The following is a 13,564-nucleotide window of genomic DNA, read 5'->3' as shown; positions in this document are numbered from 1 at the left end:
TCCGGCTGTGTGACGGCCCTGCCCCCGCGCGCCGTGCCGTGCGACTGTCCGTCCGCCCCGGGCACCGATAGACCTGGATTCCCTGGTCCACAGGGACAGCCCCGACCACCGGGCCGCCCGCGTCACGGGCGGCCCCCACCCGAGGAGCCTCGCTTGAGACTGGCCACCGGACCCCGTGCTGTCGCCGCCCTCGCCGTCACCGCCCTGGCCGTGCTGGGTATCGGCGCACCCGGCGCCGCCGCGCTGCCCCAGTCCGTCAAGTCGCTGGACGTGCGGTGGGCGAACGCCCAGCCCGCCACCAGCCCGTTCGGTTACGGCACGCTCACCATCGGCGGGACGTACACCTGTACCGCGCCGACCGGTACCACCGTGCCGGTCCACTTCACCAGCTTCCAGATCATTCCCCTCGCCCTGCCGTCCGGCTCGGGCACCCTGCCCTGCGGCCCCGCCGTGGTCGACGCGCCCTGGGAGCTCACCAGTTACCCCAACCCGGAGGTGCACCACGGATACACCTCCCTGCTCGTCACGTTCGACGGGGTGGACCTGCCCGCCGAGGAGTTCACGGCCTGAGCGCACGGGCGCGGCCCCGACCTGCCGCGCTCACCCCGGTACCCGTACCGGTCGCGCGGTGTTTCCGCCCAACACCCGCACCGGCTCCGGCGCGTTCAGCCCAGCACCCGTACCGGGCTGCCCGCCAGGAACGCCTCGATGTCCTCGACGGCCTGACCGAAGTACCCCTCGTAGTTCCTCCGGGTCACATAGCCCAGGTGCGGCAGCGCGAGGAGGCGGGGAGCGGTGCGCAACGGGTCGTCGAGCGGCAGGGGTTCCGTCTCGAAGACATCGGTGCCCGCCCCCGCGATCCAGCCTTCCTCCAAGGCCCGCAGCAGCGCGGCCTGGTCGACGATCGCCGCACGTGAGGTGTTGACCAGATAGGCGCTGTCGCGCATCCGGCGCAGTTCCTTCTCACCGATCAGTCCCCGGGTGCGGTCCCCGAGCACCAGATGAACCGACACGAAGTCGCTGCTCTCCAGCAGTTCCTCCTTGGAGGCGGCGGCGACGGCTCCGCCCTCGGCGGCGCGTTCGGGGGTGAGGTGCGGGCTCCACGCCATCACGTCCATCCCGAACGCGGCGCCGACGCGTGCCACCTTGCGGCCGATCTTGCCCAGCCCCAGCAGTCCGAGGCGGCGCCCGTGGAGATCGGCTCCCAGGGAGTGCTGCCACGGCCCGCCCGAACGGAGCGCGGTGCTCTCGGGCACCACCTGGCGGGCCAGACCGAGGATCAGCGCCCAGGTCAGTTCGGCCGGCGGCTCGGAGTTGCTGACCGTGCCGCACACGGTGACCCCTTGGCGTCCGGCCGCCTCCAGATCGATGGCGGCGTTGCGCATCCCCGAGGTGATCAGCAGCCGGAGCCGGGGCAGCCGTGCGAGGAGACCGGCGGGGAACGGGGTCCGCTCACGCATGACGACGACGATCTCGCGGTCCTCAAGGGCGTGCACCAGGTCGTCCTGGGAGACGAGATGGGTGTCCAGGAACTCCGTGTCCACCTGGGGAGCGATCCTCCGCCAGTCGCCCAGGGAGCGGGCGACGCCCTGGTAGTCGTCCAGCACCGCACAGCGCAGCTTCGTCATGGCAAGCCCTCCAGACAAGCCCGGCCCTTCGAGCGGGGCCGATGTGCGCCGACAGTACCCGCCGCCTCCGGCGTGCTTCCTCCCGGTGGCGGTGACCGCCCGTTCAGCCGGACTCCTCGGCCCCGGCGGCGCCGTCGATCAGTCGCAGGATCTCGGCGGCGATGACATCCGGCCCGGTCACCGGCATCATGTGGTCCGCCTGAGGGCCGATGACGTGCCGCCCTCGCGGGTACCGCGCGGCGCGGTGGGCATGGGAGGCGGTGGCGAGTTCACGGACCCGGGCGTTCATGCCCACCGATGTCCTGCCCGCGGAGATGACCGTCACGGGGACGTCCGCGAGGTGCGGAGGGCTCTCGCGCAGGGCGGTCAGGTCCGCGACGACGGAGACCAGTTCCGCCGCGCGCGTGCGCATCGCCCGCACGGTGAAGCCCTCCTCGCGCATATCGGCGGCCGCGTCGGACGGCAGCGCGGCGAGGACCTCGCGGTAGGCGTGGGCGAGCAGTCCGACGTGGGCGAGGCCACTGCTGACCAGCTGGCCGATCCTCTCCTGGCGGCGCATGGAGGGTTCGAGGAGCAGATCGCAGGATTCGTCGGTCGGGTCCGCCAGGACGACGCCCGCGATCCGTTCGGGAGCGGCGGCGGCGGTGAGGCGCACCAGCGGCCCGCCCCAGCTGTGGCCGACGAGGAGGAACGGGCCCGGCCCGAGATGGCCGAGGAGGTCGGCCAGGTCCCCGGCCATCCTGCCCAGGGTCCGGGCGCCCGGGTCCCGGGGGCTGCGGCCGAGGCCGCTCCGGTCGTAGACCACCGTCGTCGCCCGCGCGGCCACGGCCGACTGGACCAGCGCCCAGTACGAACGGCTCGCGGCAAGGCCCCCCTCGAACACCACCGTGGGCGCCGTCGCCGCCGAGTCCGGGCCCGCGCGGCGCATATGGAACAGCTTCCTGCCGTCGCGGGTCGTCGCGACAGCCGCGTTCCCCTGGCTGTGCGGGCCGCCGCCCGCCGTCGCGGCCGGACCGCCCGTGCTCCGCCCGGCCGGTGCCGCTCCCCTCGCCGCGCGTTCCCCGCCCCGCCCCAGCCGCTTCCGCATCCCGACCGCCCTCACCGCCGACGCCACTCAAGGACTGGTGAGGGTAGCCTAACCTGATGTGCTCCGGGGGAGTTTCTGTCCCCGCTGGTCTCCGGGAGCGGGACTCCCGCGACCGGAATGGAGGTCGCGGCGCCGTCCCGGAGGCCGGACGGACCGGGCCCTTCCGCCGGGCGGACACGGACGGTCGCCGTCCGGGGCGCGCTCGCCGCGGCCACCGGTCGCTCGGCCCCGCGCCCGAACCGTTGGAGTCACGAACCCGGGTCGCCGAACCGGGGTCGCCGCCCCCTGCCCCGCTCCGTCGTACCGGTGCGGCCCACGCCCCGTACCTGCGGTGTTGCCGCGCGTTCCCCCCACCGCCGTCGCGCGATCAAGGGAATAATTGGGTTGTGCATCGATCAAGTGTCGTACACACTCTCGGAACAGACGTTCACTCACACGGAGTGACGCAGTGAAAGGGTTACCGAGTGCGCATTGCCGTCAAAAGCATCCTTGCCGTGTCCGCAGCGGCGTTGTTCACCGCTGTCGCCGTCAGCCCGGCCAGCGCTGACGTGACGTCAGGGGTGGTCTGGTTCAGCAACGGCGCCGGCAAGGCCATCTTCAACGCCGACCCGAGCGGGAACAAGCCCGGGGACGCGATCAGGGCGTGCGACGACGCGGCCGACGGCTGGGGCATCAAGACCTACATGGACATCGGCAGCAACGGCAGCGTCAACCGTACTGTCAGCACCCAGGGTCACAACTCGCCGTACTGCACCGGCTGGGCCACCGGCAACCTCGAAGAGGGCACCTCCGTGACGTGGTGGGGATGCATGGTGAAGGGCACCGAGGTCGGTCACTGCACCACCAAGTACACCAAGAAGGCCTGACCCACCCGCCCCTCGGGGCGAGCGGGACGCGCGGACGGGCCCCTGAAGCCCGTCGGCGCGTAGCACGCGCGGGCCGCACGGCCCTGGCGGCGGGGATTCGCGTATCGCGGATCCCCGCCGCCGCGTTCGTGCCGGGCGGAGCGCGACCGGGCGGGTCCGGTCAGATGCCGACGTAGGCCGCCAGGTGCTCGCCGGTCACGGTGGAGCGGGCGGCGACGAGTTCGGCGGGGGTGCCCTCGAAGACGACGGTGCCGCCGTCGTGGCCGGCGCCGGGGCCCAGGTCGATGATCCAGTCGGCGTGCGCCATGACCGCCTGGTGGTGCTCGACGACGACGACCGACTTGCCGGAGTCGACCAGCCGGTCGAGCAGTCCCAGCAGTTGCTCGACATCGGCGGGATGCAGACCGATGGTCGGCTCGTCGAGCACGTAGACACCGCCCTTCTCCGCCATCCGGGTGGCGAGCTTGAGCCGCTGCCGCTCGCCGCCGGACAGCGTGGTGAGCGGCTGGCCGAGACCGAGATAGCCGAGGCCGACATCCGCCAGCCGCCCCAGGATCGCCTGGGCGGCCGGGATGCGCGCCTCACCCGTGCCGAAGAACTCCGCCGCCTGTGTCACCGGCATCGCCAGGACCTCGCTGATGTCCAGGCCACCGAGGTGGTACTCCAGTACGGCAGCCTGGAACCGCTTCCCCTCGCAGTCCTCGCAGGTGCTGGCCACCCCGGCCATCATCGCCAGATCCGTGTAGACGACACCGGCGCCGTTGCAGGTGGGGCAGGCACCCTCGGAGTTGGAGCTGAACAGCCCCGGCTTGACGCCGTTGGCCTTCGCGAACGCCTTGCGGACCGGCTCCAGCAGCCCCGTGTACGTGGCCGGGTTGCTCCGTCTGGAGCCGCGGATCGCGCCCTGGTCGATCGACACCACGCCCTCGCTCCCGGCCCCCGCGCTCCTGACGAGCGACCCGGCCACGAGCGAACTCTTCCCGGAACCGGCGACCCCGGTGACCACACAGAGCACACCGAGCGGGACGTCGACGTCGACATCGCGCAGGTTGTGCGTCGCCGCACCGCGGATCTCCAGTGCCCCGGTGGGCTTCCGGACCGTCTCCTTGAGGGCGGCCCGGTCGTCGAAATGGCGGCCGGTCAGGGTGCCCGCGGCGCGCAGCCCTTCGACGGTGCCCTCGAAGCAGACGGTGCCGCCGCCCGCACCGGCGCCGGGGCCCAGGTCGATGACATGGTCGGCGATCGCGATCGTCTCCGGCTTGTGCTCCACGACGAGGACCGTGTTGCCCTTGTCCCGCAGCCGCAGCAGCAGTTCGTTCATCCGCCGGATGTCATGGGGATGCAGCCCGATGGTCGGCTCGTCGAACACATACGTGGTGTCGGTGAGGGAGGAGCCGAGGTGGCGGATCATCTTGACGCGCTGTGCCTCGCCGCCCGACAGCGTGCCCGACGACCGGTCCAGCGAGAGATAGCCCAGGCCGATCTCCACGAACGAGTCGAGGGTGTGTCCCAGGGCGTCGAGCAGTGGCGCCACCGACGGCTCGTCGAGGCCGCGTACCCATGCGGCGAGATCGCTGATCTGCATGGCGCAGGCGTCGGCGATGCTGATCCCCTTGACCATCGACGACCGGGCCGCCTCGCTGAGCCGGCTGCCGCCGCACTCGGGGCAGGTGGTGAAGGTGACCGCCCGGTCGACGAACTCCCGGATGTGCGGCTGCATCGCCTCCCGGTCCTTGGCGAGGAACGACTTCTGGATCTTGGGGATCAGCCCCTCGAAGGTGATGTTCACCCCCTCGACCTTGACCTTGGTCGGCTCCCGGTGGAGGAAGTCCCGCATCTCCTTGGCGGTGTAGTCGCGGATCGGCTTGTCCGGGTCGAGGAAGCCCGACTCGGCGTAGGTCCGCACCGTCCACCAGCTGTCCGACTTCCAGCCGGGGATGGTGAACGCGCCTTCGGCGATCGACTTGGAGTCGTCGTAGAGCTGGGTGAGGTCGATGTCGGAGACCGTGCCGCGGCCCTCGCAGCGCGGACACATACCGCCGGTGCGGGTGAACGTCTGCTTCACGGTTCTGCGGGCACCGCGTTCGATCGTGATCGCACCGCTCGCCCGCACCGAGGGGACGTTGAAGGCGAACGCGCCGGGCGGGCCGATGTGCGGCCGGCCGAGCCGGCTGAAGAGGATGCGCAGCATCGCGTTGGCGTCGGTCGCGGTGCCGACGGTGGAACGGGGGTCGGCCCCCAGCCGCTGCTGGTCGACGATGATCGCGGTCGTCAGTCCTTCGAGCACATCGACCTCGGGCCGGGCCAGGGTCGGCATGAAACCCTGTACGAAAGCGCTGTACGTCTCGTTGATCAGCCGCTGCGACTCCGCCGCGATCGTGTCGAACACCAGTGAGCTCTTGCCCGAGCCGGAGACCCCGGTGAACACCGTCAGCCTGCGCTTGGGGATCTCGACGCTGACGTCCTTGAGATTGTTCTCGCGCGCGCCGTGCACCCGGATCAGCTCATGACTGTCGGCGGTGTGCGGCGCGGTCGGCCCCGTACCCGTTCTGCCGGCCTTGCTCATCGTGTCTCCCTCTGTGGGGCGGGACCGTCCGCGCGGTCCCCGGCGTCGTCGCCCGGCTCGGTCCGACCGGCTCGAACAGTGCGTCCGGCTCCATTGTCGGGCCCGGCCGCGGCGGCTGCCGTCGTCCGTCCGGCGGCACCGGGGGAGAGCGACACAACCAGGTATGGTTTCGCGCCATGACGGTAAAGCGACACAGGGCGTCCGCGGTGCGGCTGTGGGGCGCGCCCACCCTGGAGCCCGACGAGTGGACCGCGTATGTCCCGAGCGGTGAACGCCAGGTCGAGGACCCCTGGCTGCTCACCACGGGCACCTTCCGCGCGCCCGAGCCGATGGAGTGGGAGACGGTGTCCCACCCCGAGCCCGAGCTCCTGTGGTCCGGTACGGGCAATGTGACGGTCGAGGCCGCCGGACACGTCTGGCTCGTGCCGCCCGCGCTGGGGATCTGGCTGCCCGCCGGGATGCCGCACCGGGTCAAGGCCAGCGCGGGCACGGTCACGTACGCGACCTTCCTCAATCCCGGGCTGACCACGTCGGTCTCACCCACCGTGACGGGTATCCCGATGAGCCGGCTCCTGCGGGAGATCCTGCTCCACAACCAGCGGGAGGAGATGCCCGACGAGGCGCGGCTGCGGCTCCAGCAGGTCGGGGTGGACCTCGTCCGGCCGGTCCAGGCGGCCTCCCTGGACATCCCGCTGCCGAAGACCCCGGAGCTGCGCTCGGTCGCCGACCGCATCATCGCCGATCCGGCGGACGACCGGACCACGGAGGAATGGGCGAGGGAGCTGGGGCTGAGCGGCCGCACCCTGATGCGCTGGTTCCAGCGGGACACCGGTGTCAGCCTCACCCAGTGGCGCATCCTCGTCCGGGTCCGCCGCGCCCTCATCGACATCGCGGCGGGCACCCCGGTCGTGGCCGTCTCCCGCAGGCTGGGATACGCCAATCCGAGCACCTTCATCGACCTCTTCCGCCAGGTCACCGGGCATACGCCCGCCGCGTACTTCCGGTCGGTGAGCGGGCTGGACGACGCCGCGCCGTTATCCGCGGTGCCGCGCCCCACCGTGTCGTGAAACCGGAACAGAGTGTCCCCATACCCTCATGGGAACTGGGTTACCTTACTTAGGTAAGCCTGCCCTAAGCCCGAACGGCGCGGTTCTCCACCGCCGTACGGGGCCCCTGAAGGAGTCCGATGACACGCCGCACCACCCCTGCGTCCCGACCGCGGGGACCCAGGCTTCTCGCCACGGCCGCGGCGAGCGCCGCCGCCGTGCTGATCATGAGCGCCTGCTCGGCGGGCGGAACGGAATCCGGGAAGTCGTCGGGCGCCCAGACCCGCACGGTCACCGACATCGCGGGCGAGGTCGAGGTCCCGGCGAAGCCCGAGCGCATCGTCTCCGTCGACTTCTACTCGCCCGCCGCCCTGGTGGACCTCGGCGTCAAGCCGATCGGGGTCGTCGAGGGGTTCGCGGACGACGACCCGAACCTGCGGCCCCTGCGCTACCACGAAGCACTCAAGAAGACCGCGACCGTCGGCACCTACTACGAGCTCAACGTCGAGGCCGTCGCCAAGCAGGACCCCGACATGATCTTCGCCGAGACCCGCTTCCTCCGGAAGGGCGAACTGGAACGGCTCCAGAGCATCGCCCCCGTCGTCCAGCTCGACGCCTCGGGCATCGGCGCCTGGGAGGACCGGACACTGATGATCGCCGCGGCCGTCGGCAAGGCCGAGGAGGGCAAGCGGCAGCAGGCGGTGTTCAAGAAGCGCGCCGACGAGCTCAAGACCAAGTACGCGGACGTCCTGAAGAAGAACACCATCGCCGTCTTCGCCCACGGCCAGGACCAGTCCACCTGGGGCACCTACCCCGCCGGACACTTCTACGTCCCCGTCTGGGACGCCGTCGGCGCCAAGTTCCGCCCCTTCACCGAGGGCGAGCACAAGGGCGAGCCCGGCACCGTGAGCCAGTGGCTGTCGCTCGAACAGATCGGGAAGCTGTCCAACGCGGACATCCTCGTCCACGGCTACGGCCTCGACGGCTTCGTCACCAAGCTCTCCGGGAACAAGGTGTGGAACAACCTCCCGGCCGTCAAGAACGGTCTCGTCGTCGAGAACACCCCGGCCGCCGTGGTCTCCTCCTTCGCATGGGGCACCGAGAGCCTCGGCCACCTCGACGGCATCCTCGCGAAGCTCGACGCGAAGGCCGGGTCATGAGCGGCGCACCCGGACACGGACCCCGCGAAGCGCAGCGGGAGCGTCCCGGAACATGAGCACCACAGTGGCCGCCGCGGCCGGGCGGCCCGGACCGGACAAGGCCCCGCCGTCCGGACCGACCGGCCGCGGCGGCGGGGACAGGGGGCGGCACCGCCCCGGACTGGTGAGCACCCACGCGGGCCGCGCCCTCGGACTGCTCGTCTGCCTTCTCGTACTCGGCGGCTGCCTGGTACTGAGCCTGGCCTTCGGCGCCAAGTCCATCCCCGTCACGGACGTCTGGCACGCGCTGACCGCCTACGACGGGTCCGAGGACGCCTTCATCGTGCGTGACCTGCGGGTCCCGCGCGCCTTCCTCGCGCTGGCCGTCGGCGCGGCACTCGGGGTGTCCGGCGCCCTCATCCAGGCCCTCACCCGCAACCCGCTGGCCGACCCCGGCATCCTCGGCGTCAACGCGGGCGCCGGATTCGCCGTCATCATCGGCGTCGCCTTCCTCGGGCTCTCCTCGACCGGCCAGTACCTCGCCATGTCCTTCGCGGGCGCCGTCGTCACCACGACCCTGGTGTACGTCCTCGGGTCCGCCGGACGGGCCGGTGCGACACCGGTGCAACTGACCCTCGTCGGCGTGGCGCTCAGCGCGGTACTGGCCGGGATCTCCGCGGCCGTCACCCTGCTGAACCCGGAGGTGTACGACGCCATGCGCGGCTGGGCGGCCGGATCGCTCGCCGCACGCGGCTGGGACGTCTTCCACACCGTGCTGCCCTTCATCGCGGCGGGTCTGGTGCTGGCACTCCTCGCCGCGCGCCCCCTGAACGCCATCGCCCTCGGCGACGACCTCGCCCGGTCGCTGGGCGCGGGCATCGTCCGCACCCGCGTCACCGTCGTCGTCGCCGTGACCCTGCTGGCCGGGGCCGCCACCGCCGCGGCCGGACCCATCGGCTTCGTCGGCCTGATGGTCCCCCATGTCGCCCGCTGGTTCGTCGGACCCGACCAGCGCTGGATCATCCCGTACACCATCGTCTGCGCGCCGATCCTGCTGATCGTCTCCGACACCGTCGGCAGGATCGTCCTCACCCCCCAGGAACTCCAGGTCGGCATCGTGACCGCGTTCATCGGAGCCCCCGTGCTCATCCTCCTCGTACGCCGCAGGAAGGTGAGCGGACTGTGAGCGGCGCACCCGCGGGTCCGCGCACCCGCGTCGACTTCGGCAGAACGGTCCTGGTCTCCCGGGGCCCCCGCTGGTCACTGCGCCTCGACGTCCGTACCGCCGTCAGCTGTACGGTCTTCGGGCTGCTCACCGCGGTGGCGGTACTGGTCTCCCTCGCGTACGGCACCTATGACATCCCCCTGGGCGAGGTGCTCCGGACCCTCACGGGCGGCGGTGAGAGCGGCACCAGGAAGATCGTCGTCGAGTGGCGGCTCCCCAGGGTGCTGCTCGCCGTGCTCTTCGGCGCGGCCCTCGCCGTCGCCGGGGCGATCTTCCAGTCGGTCAGCAGGAACCCCCTCGGCTCACCGGACATCATCGGCTTCTCCTCCGGCTCCTACACCGGCGCGCTCGTCGTCATGCTGATCAGCGGCGGCGGCTACTACCAGGTCGCCGCGGGTTCGCTGATCGGCGGGATCGCGACCGCGTTCCTGGTCTTCGTCCTGGCCTACCGCCAGGGGACACGGGCGTTCCAGCTGATCATCGTCGGTATCGCGATCTCCGCCATGCTCGGCGCGTTCAACACCTGGCTGGTGCTGCGGGCGGACATCGAGGAGGCGATGCTGGCCGCGGTCTGGGGCGGTGGCTCCCTCAACAGCCTCGGCTACGACCAGCTCTGGCCCGTCCTCGGCATCCTCGCCGTGCTCGTCCCCCTGACCCTCGCGACCGGTCCGGCCCTGCGGCAGCTCGAACTCGGCGACGACGCGGCGTCGGCGCTCGGTATTCGCGTCAACGCCGTACGGCTCACCGCGGTCGTCCTCGGGGTGGCGCTCACCGCACTGGTGACGGCGTCGGCGGGGCCCATCGCCTTCATCTCCCTCGTGGCACCCCAGATCGCCCGCCGGGTCACCCGCTCCGCCTCGGTCGCCCTGCTGCCGTCCGCGGTGCTCGGGGCGTTCCTGCTCGTCCTCGCCGATCTGATCGGCCAGCGGCTCTTCGCCCCGGTCCAGCTCCCGGTCGGTATCGTCACCGTCTCGATCGGCGGGCTGTACTTCGTCTGGCTGCTGGTGCGCGAGGCCCGCAGGTCCGCCTGACCCGCGCTGTCCGGCCCAGGAGCCCTGGAATGGGCGGCGTGCCCGCGCGTGCCCCCGGGTGCGCGGTCCGACCCGGCGCCGCCAGGGCCTCCGGGCGACCGCGCCCCCGGCAGCGTCCGGCTCAGCCGACGAGTTCCGCCTTGTTCATGGCGCTCACGGAGGAGGCCGGACGGTCGTCGGGGACGACCATCTTCGCGAGCTGCGACGCGGCCCCGACGAGAGCGGCGGAGGCCACCAGGCCGACGAGGGCGAGCGAGAGACGACGGACGGTCATGGGGACCTCCTGGACTGTGCCGCTCCGGCGCGGACGGCCGGCGGCGTCGGACACCGCCCCACCGGCGGCACTCGACAGTAGGACGGACGGCCCGCTCCCCACCAGCCCGACGCAAGCCACACATCCGGGTGGTTCGGGCGACCCCGGTCCGGCGGCGAGGAGGGACGGGCAAGGAGGGACGGGCACGGGAGACGGCTCCGGGGACGGGCGCCGGGGGACGGCGGATCGCGCCCGCCGGACTCAGACGGCCGCGTCGGCGATCAGCCGCAGCGCCAGCGCCCGGAGTTCCGCGTCGGCCTTCTCCGGGCTTCCGGTGTCGTACGGCGGGTCCGGGTCGTACTCCAGCGCCAGTTGCGTCGCCTGCGCCACCTTCTCGTCGGACAGCCGCGCGGCGAGATGCAGCGCCATGTCGACACCGGCGGAGACACCGGCCGCCGTGATGATCTTCCCGGCCTCGACGAACCGTCCCGGGGTGTACGTGGCCCCGAACTCCCCCAGATAGGGGCCCGAAGCCCAGTGCGTGGTGGCGGGCAGACCCCGCAGCAGCCCGGCCGCCCCCAGGATCAGCGCACCGGTGCAGACCGAGGTGGTCCAGGTGCTGCGCCGGTGCACCCGGCGTATCCAGTCGAGGGTGCCCGCGTCGGCCATGGTCGTGGTCGTGCCCCGCTCCCCGCCGCCCGGTACCAGCAGCACATCGGCGCGGGGCATCTCGCGCAGCGACCTCTCGGCGGTGACCGAGAGTTCACCGGTGTCGGTGCGCACCGGCCCCGCCCTCCGGGCGACCATGGTCACCCGCACACCGGGCACCCGGCACAGCGTCTCGTACGGGCCGACCGCGTCCAGGGCGGTGAACCCGTCGTACAGCAGCACCGCCACATCCAGCCGCCGCCCGCTCCGCTCCCGGGCGGATGCACCGCTCACCGGCTCGTCGGCCCGTGCCGTCCCCCCGACGGCCGCCGCCGTTCCCGCCGTCGCGCCCGCCGCGAACCCCGTGCCCAGGGTGACTGCCGCCGCGCCGCGCAGCACCCCGCGCCGGCTCCGTTCGTGTTCCGTCGTCAACTCCGCCGCACCTCCGTCGTGTTGGCGAACGGTGGACACCGTTCGCCGGACGCAGCAGTAGTCGGCCCGCAGCCGCCACGAGTTCCCTTCCCGACCGTGCCGTCCTCCCCCACGAAGGTTCGGGGCGTGGAACCGGCCCCCGAAGAGCGGGTGTTCCCGTCGGGGGCCGGTTGCCGAGGGCGGCGGGTCAGTGCGGCGCGGTGCCGGTCAGTGATCCCTCCTCGTCGCGGGGAGCGTCCATCCGGTGTGCGTCCTCCCGCTGGGCGGGTTCGTGCGGGGCGTTCCCCTGCTGGGCTTCCTTCCGGTGGGCGAGCAGCGAGTCGAGGATCTCGCCGACCCGGACGGCCGTGTGCGACAGCAGGGTCGAGGTGATCCCGTGGGTGTGCTCGGTGCTGCCCTGCACATAGATGCCCGCCGACACATGGTCCACGGTCTCGACCCGGTGGTCCCGGCGCACCCGCAGCTCGTTGTCCTCGTCGCGCAGGCAGAGCTTGCCGACCTTGCCGAGGAGTGCCGCGGGGTCCGCCTGCTGGTATCCGGTGGCGTAGACGAGCAGATCCGCCTCCAGCGTCGTGCGCTCACCCGTGGGCAGATGCTCGACGGTGACCCGGAGCCCGTCGTCGTACGAGGTGACCTCCCGGAGCCTGGAGACATTGAGGAACCGTAGCCGCTGCCGTCCCTGCACGCGTTCCCGGTACTGCGTGCGGTACAGCGACTCGATCAGGTCCATGTCCACCGCCGAGTAGTTGGTGCTCCGGTGGTAGCCCATCAGCGAGTTCTTCACCTCCGGGGGAGACCGGTAGTAGAGGTCCACCGCCTCGGGATCGAAGACCCGGTTGGCGAACGGACTGTCGTCCGCCGGTGTGTAGCCGTACTTGGCGAACACCGAGACGACCTCCGCGGTGGGGAACTCCCGGTGCAGATAGGCGACCGTCTCGGCGGCGCTCTGTCCGGCGCCGAGCACCACCACCCGCGCGGGCGGACGGCCGCTCCAGCCCGCCACCCCGGGCAGCAGATCCCGGTTGTGCCATATCCGGTCGTTGATCTCGGCACCCGCGGGTATCCGGGGTGTCATACCGGTGGCCACACACAGATTGCGGGTCCGGCGGGTCACCAGCTTCCCCCGCGGACCGCCGACCCGGCTCATCACATCGAACCAGCGGACGTCGTCACCGTCGAACACGGGCTCCACGCCGACGACCTCGTGCGCGTAGTCCACCAGGTGCGACAGTCGCTCCGCGATCCACGCGAAGTAGTCGTGGAACTCGATCCGCAGCGGGAACAGCGTCTTCTGGTTGAGGAAGTCGACCAGCCGGTCGCGCTCCTTCAGAAAACACAGGAAGCTGTACCGGCTGGTGGGGTCACGCATCGTGACCAGGTCCTTGAGGAACGACACCTGCATCGTCGCGTCGTCGATGAGCATCCCCCGGTGCCAGCCGAACCCCGGCTGCTTCTCCAGGAAGCCGGTCCTTAACTCGTCGTTCCCGGTGGTGAGTCCGTTGTGCTCCTCGATCGCGATGGCCAGTGCCAGATTGGACGGGCCGAAGCCGATCCCCAGCACGTCGCAGTCGGAATCCTGTTCGCGGCGGATTCGGTTCACCGCAGCATCGCCTCCCTAACCGACGCGATCGTAGGTAAGGTTA

General features: G+C 71.5%; 12 protein-coding genes. 6 read left to right on the top strand and 6 right to left on the bottom strand.

The annotated features are described in order from the left end of the window. The first annotated feature begins 153 nt into the window (after window positions 1–153). Entirely contained in the window at window positions 154–570 is a 417-nt protein-coding gene (locus AB852_RS10890; protein ID WP_073786451.1) for a hypothetical protein, read from the top strand. Window positions 571–665: 95 nt separating this feature from the next. On the opposite strand, the gene AB852_RS10885 is transcribed toward AB852_RS10890, so the two are convergent. Further along, complete coding sequence (locus AB852_RS10885; RefSeq protein WP_073786448.1) at window positions 666–1,628, bottom strand: D-2-hydroxyacid dehydrogenase family protein; 963 nt, start codon at window positions 1,626–1,628, stop codon at window positions 666–668. 103 nt (window positions 1,629–1,731) lie between these two features. Continuing rightward, on the bottom strand, window positions 1,732–2,715 hold the full coding sequence (locus tag AB852_RS10880; protein ID WP_079184505.1) for an alpha/beta fold hydrolase: 984 nt from the start codon (window positions 2,713–2,715) through the stop codon (window positions 1,732–1,734). A gap of 494 nt (window positions 2,716–3,209) precedes the next feature. Here AB852_RS10880 and AB852_RS10875 point away from each other — a divergent pair, with 494 nt between their 5' ends. Then, entirely contained in the window at window positions 3,210–3,581 is a 372-nt protein-coding gene (locus tag AB852_RS10875; protein ID WP_143201210.1) for a hypothetical protein, read from the top strand. Window positions 3,582–3,741: 160 nt separating this feature from the next. Here the strand turns inward: AB852_RS10875 and AB852_RS10870 are convergent, their stop codons facing one another. After that, window positions 3,742–6,147, bottom strand: coding sequence for an ATP-binding cassette domain-containing protein (locus tag AB852_RS10870; RefSeq protein ID WP_073786444.1), 2,406 nt, complete (start codon window positions 6,145–6,147; stop codon window positions 3,742–3,744). A 176-nt stretch (window positions 6,148–6,323) separates the two neighbouring features. On the opposite strand from AB852_RS10870, the gene AB852_RS10865 reads away from it, so the two are divergent. The 4 genes from AB852_RS10865 to AB852_RS10850 all read left to right on the top strand — a co-directional run bounded on the left by AB852_RS10865 (window position 6,324) and on the right by AB852_RS10850 (window position 10,588). After that, on the top strand, window positions 6,324–7,214 hold the full coding sequence (locus tag AB852_RS10865; protein WP_073786442.1) for an AraC family transcriptional regulator: 891 nt from the start codon (window positions 6,324–6,326) through the stop codon (window positions 7,212–7,214). A 119-nt stretch (window positions 7,215–7,333) separates the two neighbouring features. Next, on the top strand, window positions 7,334–8,353 hold the full coding sequence (locus AB852_RS10860; RefSeq protein WP_073786440.1) for an ABC transporter substrate-binding protein: 1,020 nt from the start codon (window positions 7,334–7,336) through the stop codon (window positions 8,351–8,353). 52 nt (window positions 8,354–8,405) lie between these two features. Then, window positions 8,406–9,518, top strand: coding sequence for an iron chelate uptake ABC transporter family permease subunit (locus AB852_RS10855; RefSeq protein WP_079184504.1), 1,113 nt, complete (start codon window positions 8,406–8,408; stop codon window positions 9,516–9,518). Next, window positions 9,515–10,588, top strand: coding sequence for a FecCD family ABC transporter permease (locus AB852_RS10850; protein ID WP_073786438.1), 1,074 nt, complete (start codon window positions 9,515–9,517; stop codon window positions 10,586–10,588). Before AB852_RS10855 ends, AB852_RS10850 begins: the two co-directional genes overlap by 4 nt. A gap of 121 nt (window positions 10,589–10,709) precedes the next feature. Here AB852_RS10850 and AB852_RS39640 read toward each other — a convergent pair whose 3' ends face one another. From AB852_RS39640 to AB852_RS10840, 3 genes are all read right to left on the bottom strand, one after another. After that, window positions 10,710–10,862 (bottom strand): hypothetical protein, encoded by a 153-nt coding sequence (locus AB852_RS39640; RefSeq protein ID WP_178390984.1) that lies wholly within the window; start codon window positions 10,860–10,862, stop codon window positions 10,710–10,712. A 240-nt stretch (window positions 10,863–11,102) separates the two neighbouring features. Then, entirely contained in the window at window positions 11,103–11,921 is an 819-nt protein-coding gene (locus tag AB852_RS10845) for a DJ-1/PfpI family protein (protein WP_073786436.1), read from the bottom strand. Window positions 11,922–12,108: 187 nt separating this feature from the next. Then, the gene (locus AB852_RS10840; protein WP_073786433.1) at window positions 12,109–13,521 is read right to left on the bottom strand and encodes a lysine N(6)-hydroxylase/L-ornithine N(5)-oxygenase family protein; all 1,413 of its coding nucleotides are present in this window, start codon (window positions 13,519–13,521) and stop codon (window positions 12,109–12,111) included. Between the last annotated feature and the right edge of the window lie 43 nt (window positions 13,522–13,564).

It is taken from the genome of Streptomyces uncialis, from assembly GCF_001905345.1.
Taxonomy (GTDB): Bacteria; Actinomycetota; Actinomycetes; order Streptomycetales; family Streptomycetaceae; genus Streptomyces; species Streptomyces uncialis.
This window is presented reverse-complemented; position numbering and strand designations above follow the sequence as displayed.

Excerpts from the sequence above, each read along its gene's own strand:
- AB852_RS10885 (WP_073786448.1), bottom strand. The coding sequence starts at position 1,628 with ATGACGAAGCTGCGCTGTGCGGTGCTGGACGACTACCAGGGCGTCGCC.
- AB852_RS10880 (WP_079184505.1), bottom strand. The coding sequence starts at position 2,715 with ATGCGGAAGCGGCTGGGGCGGGGCGGGGAACGCGCGGCGAGGGGAGCG.
- AB852_RS10870 (WP_073786444.1), bottom strand. The coding sequence starts at position 6,147 with ATGAGCAAGGCCGGCAGAACGGGTACGGGGCCGACCGCGCCGCACACC.
- AB852_RS10865 (WP_073786442.1), top strand. The coding sequence starts at position 6,324 with ATGACGGTAAAGCGACACAGGGCGTCCGCGGTGCGGCTGTGGGGCGCG.
- AB852_RS10860 (WP_073786440.1), top strand. The coding sequence starts at position 7,334 with ATGACACGCCGCACCACCCCTGCGTCCCGACCGCGGGGACCCAGGCTT.
- AB852_RS10855 (WP_079184504.1), top strand. The coding sequence starts at position 8,406 with ATGAGCACCACAGTGGCCGCCGCGGCCGGGCGGCCCGGACCGGACAAG.
- AB852_RS39640 (WP_178390984.1), bottom strand. The coding sequence starts at position 10,862 with ATGACCGTCCGTCGTCTCTCGCTCGCCCTCGTCGGCCTGGTGGCCTCC.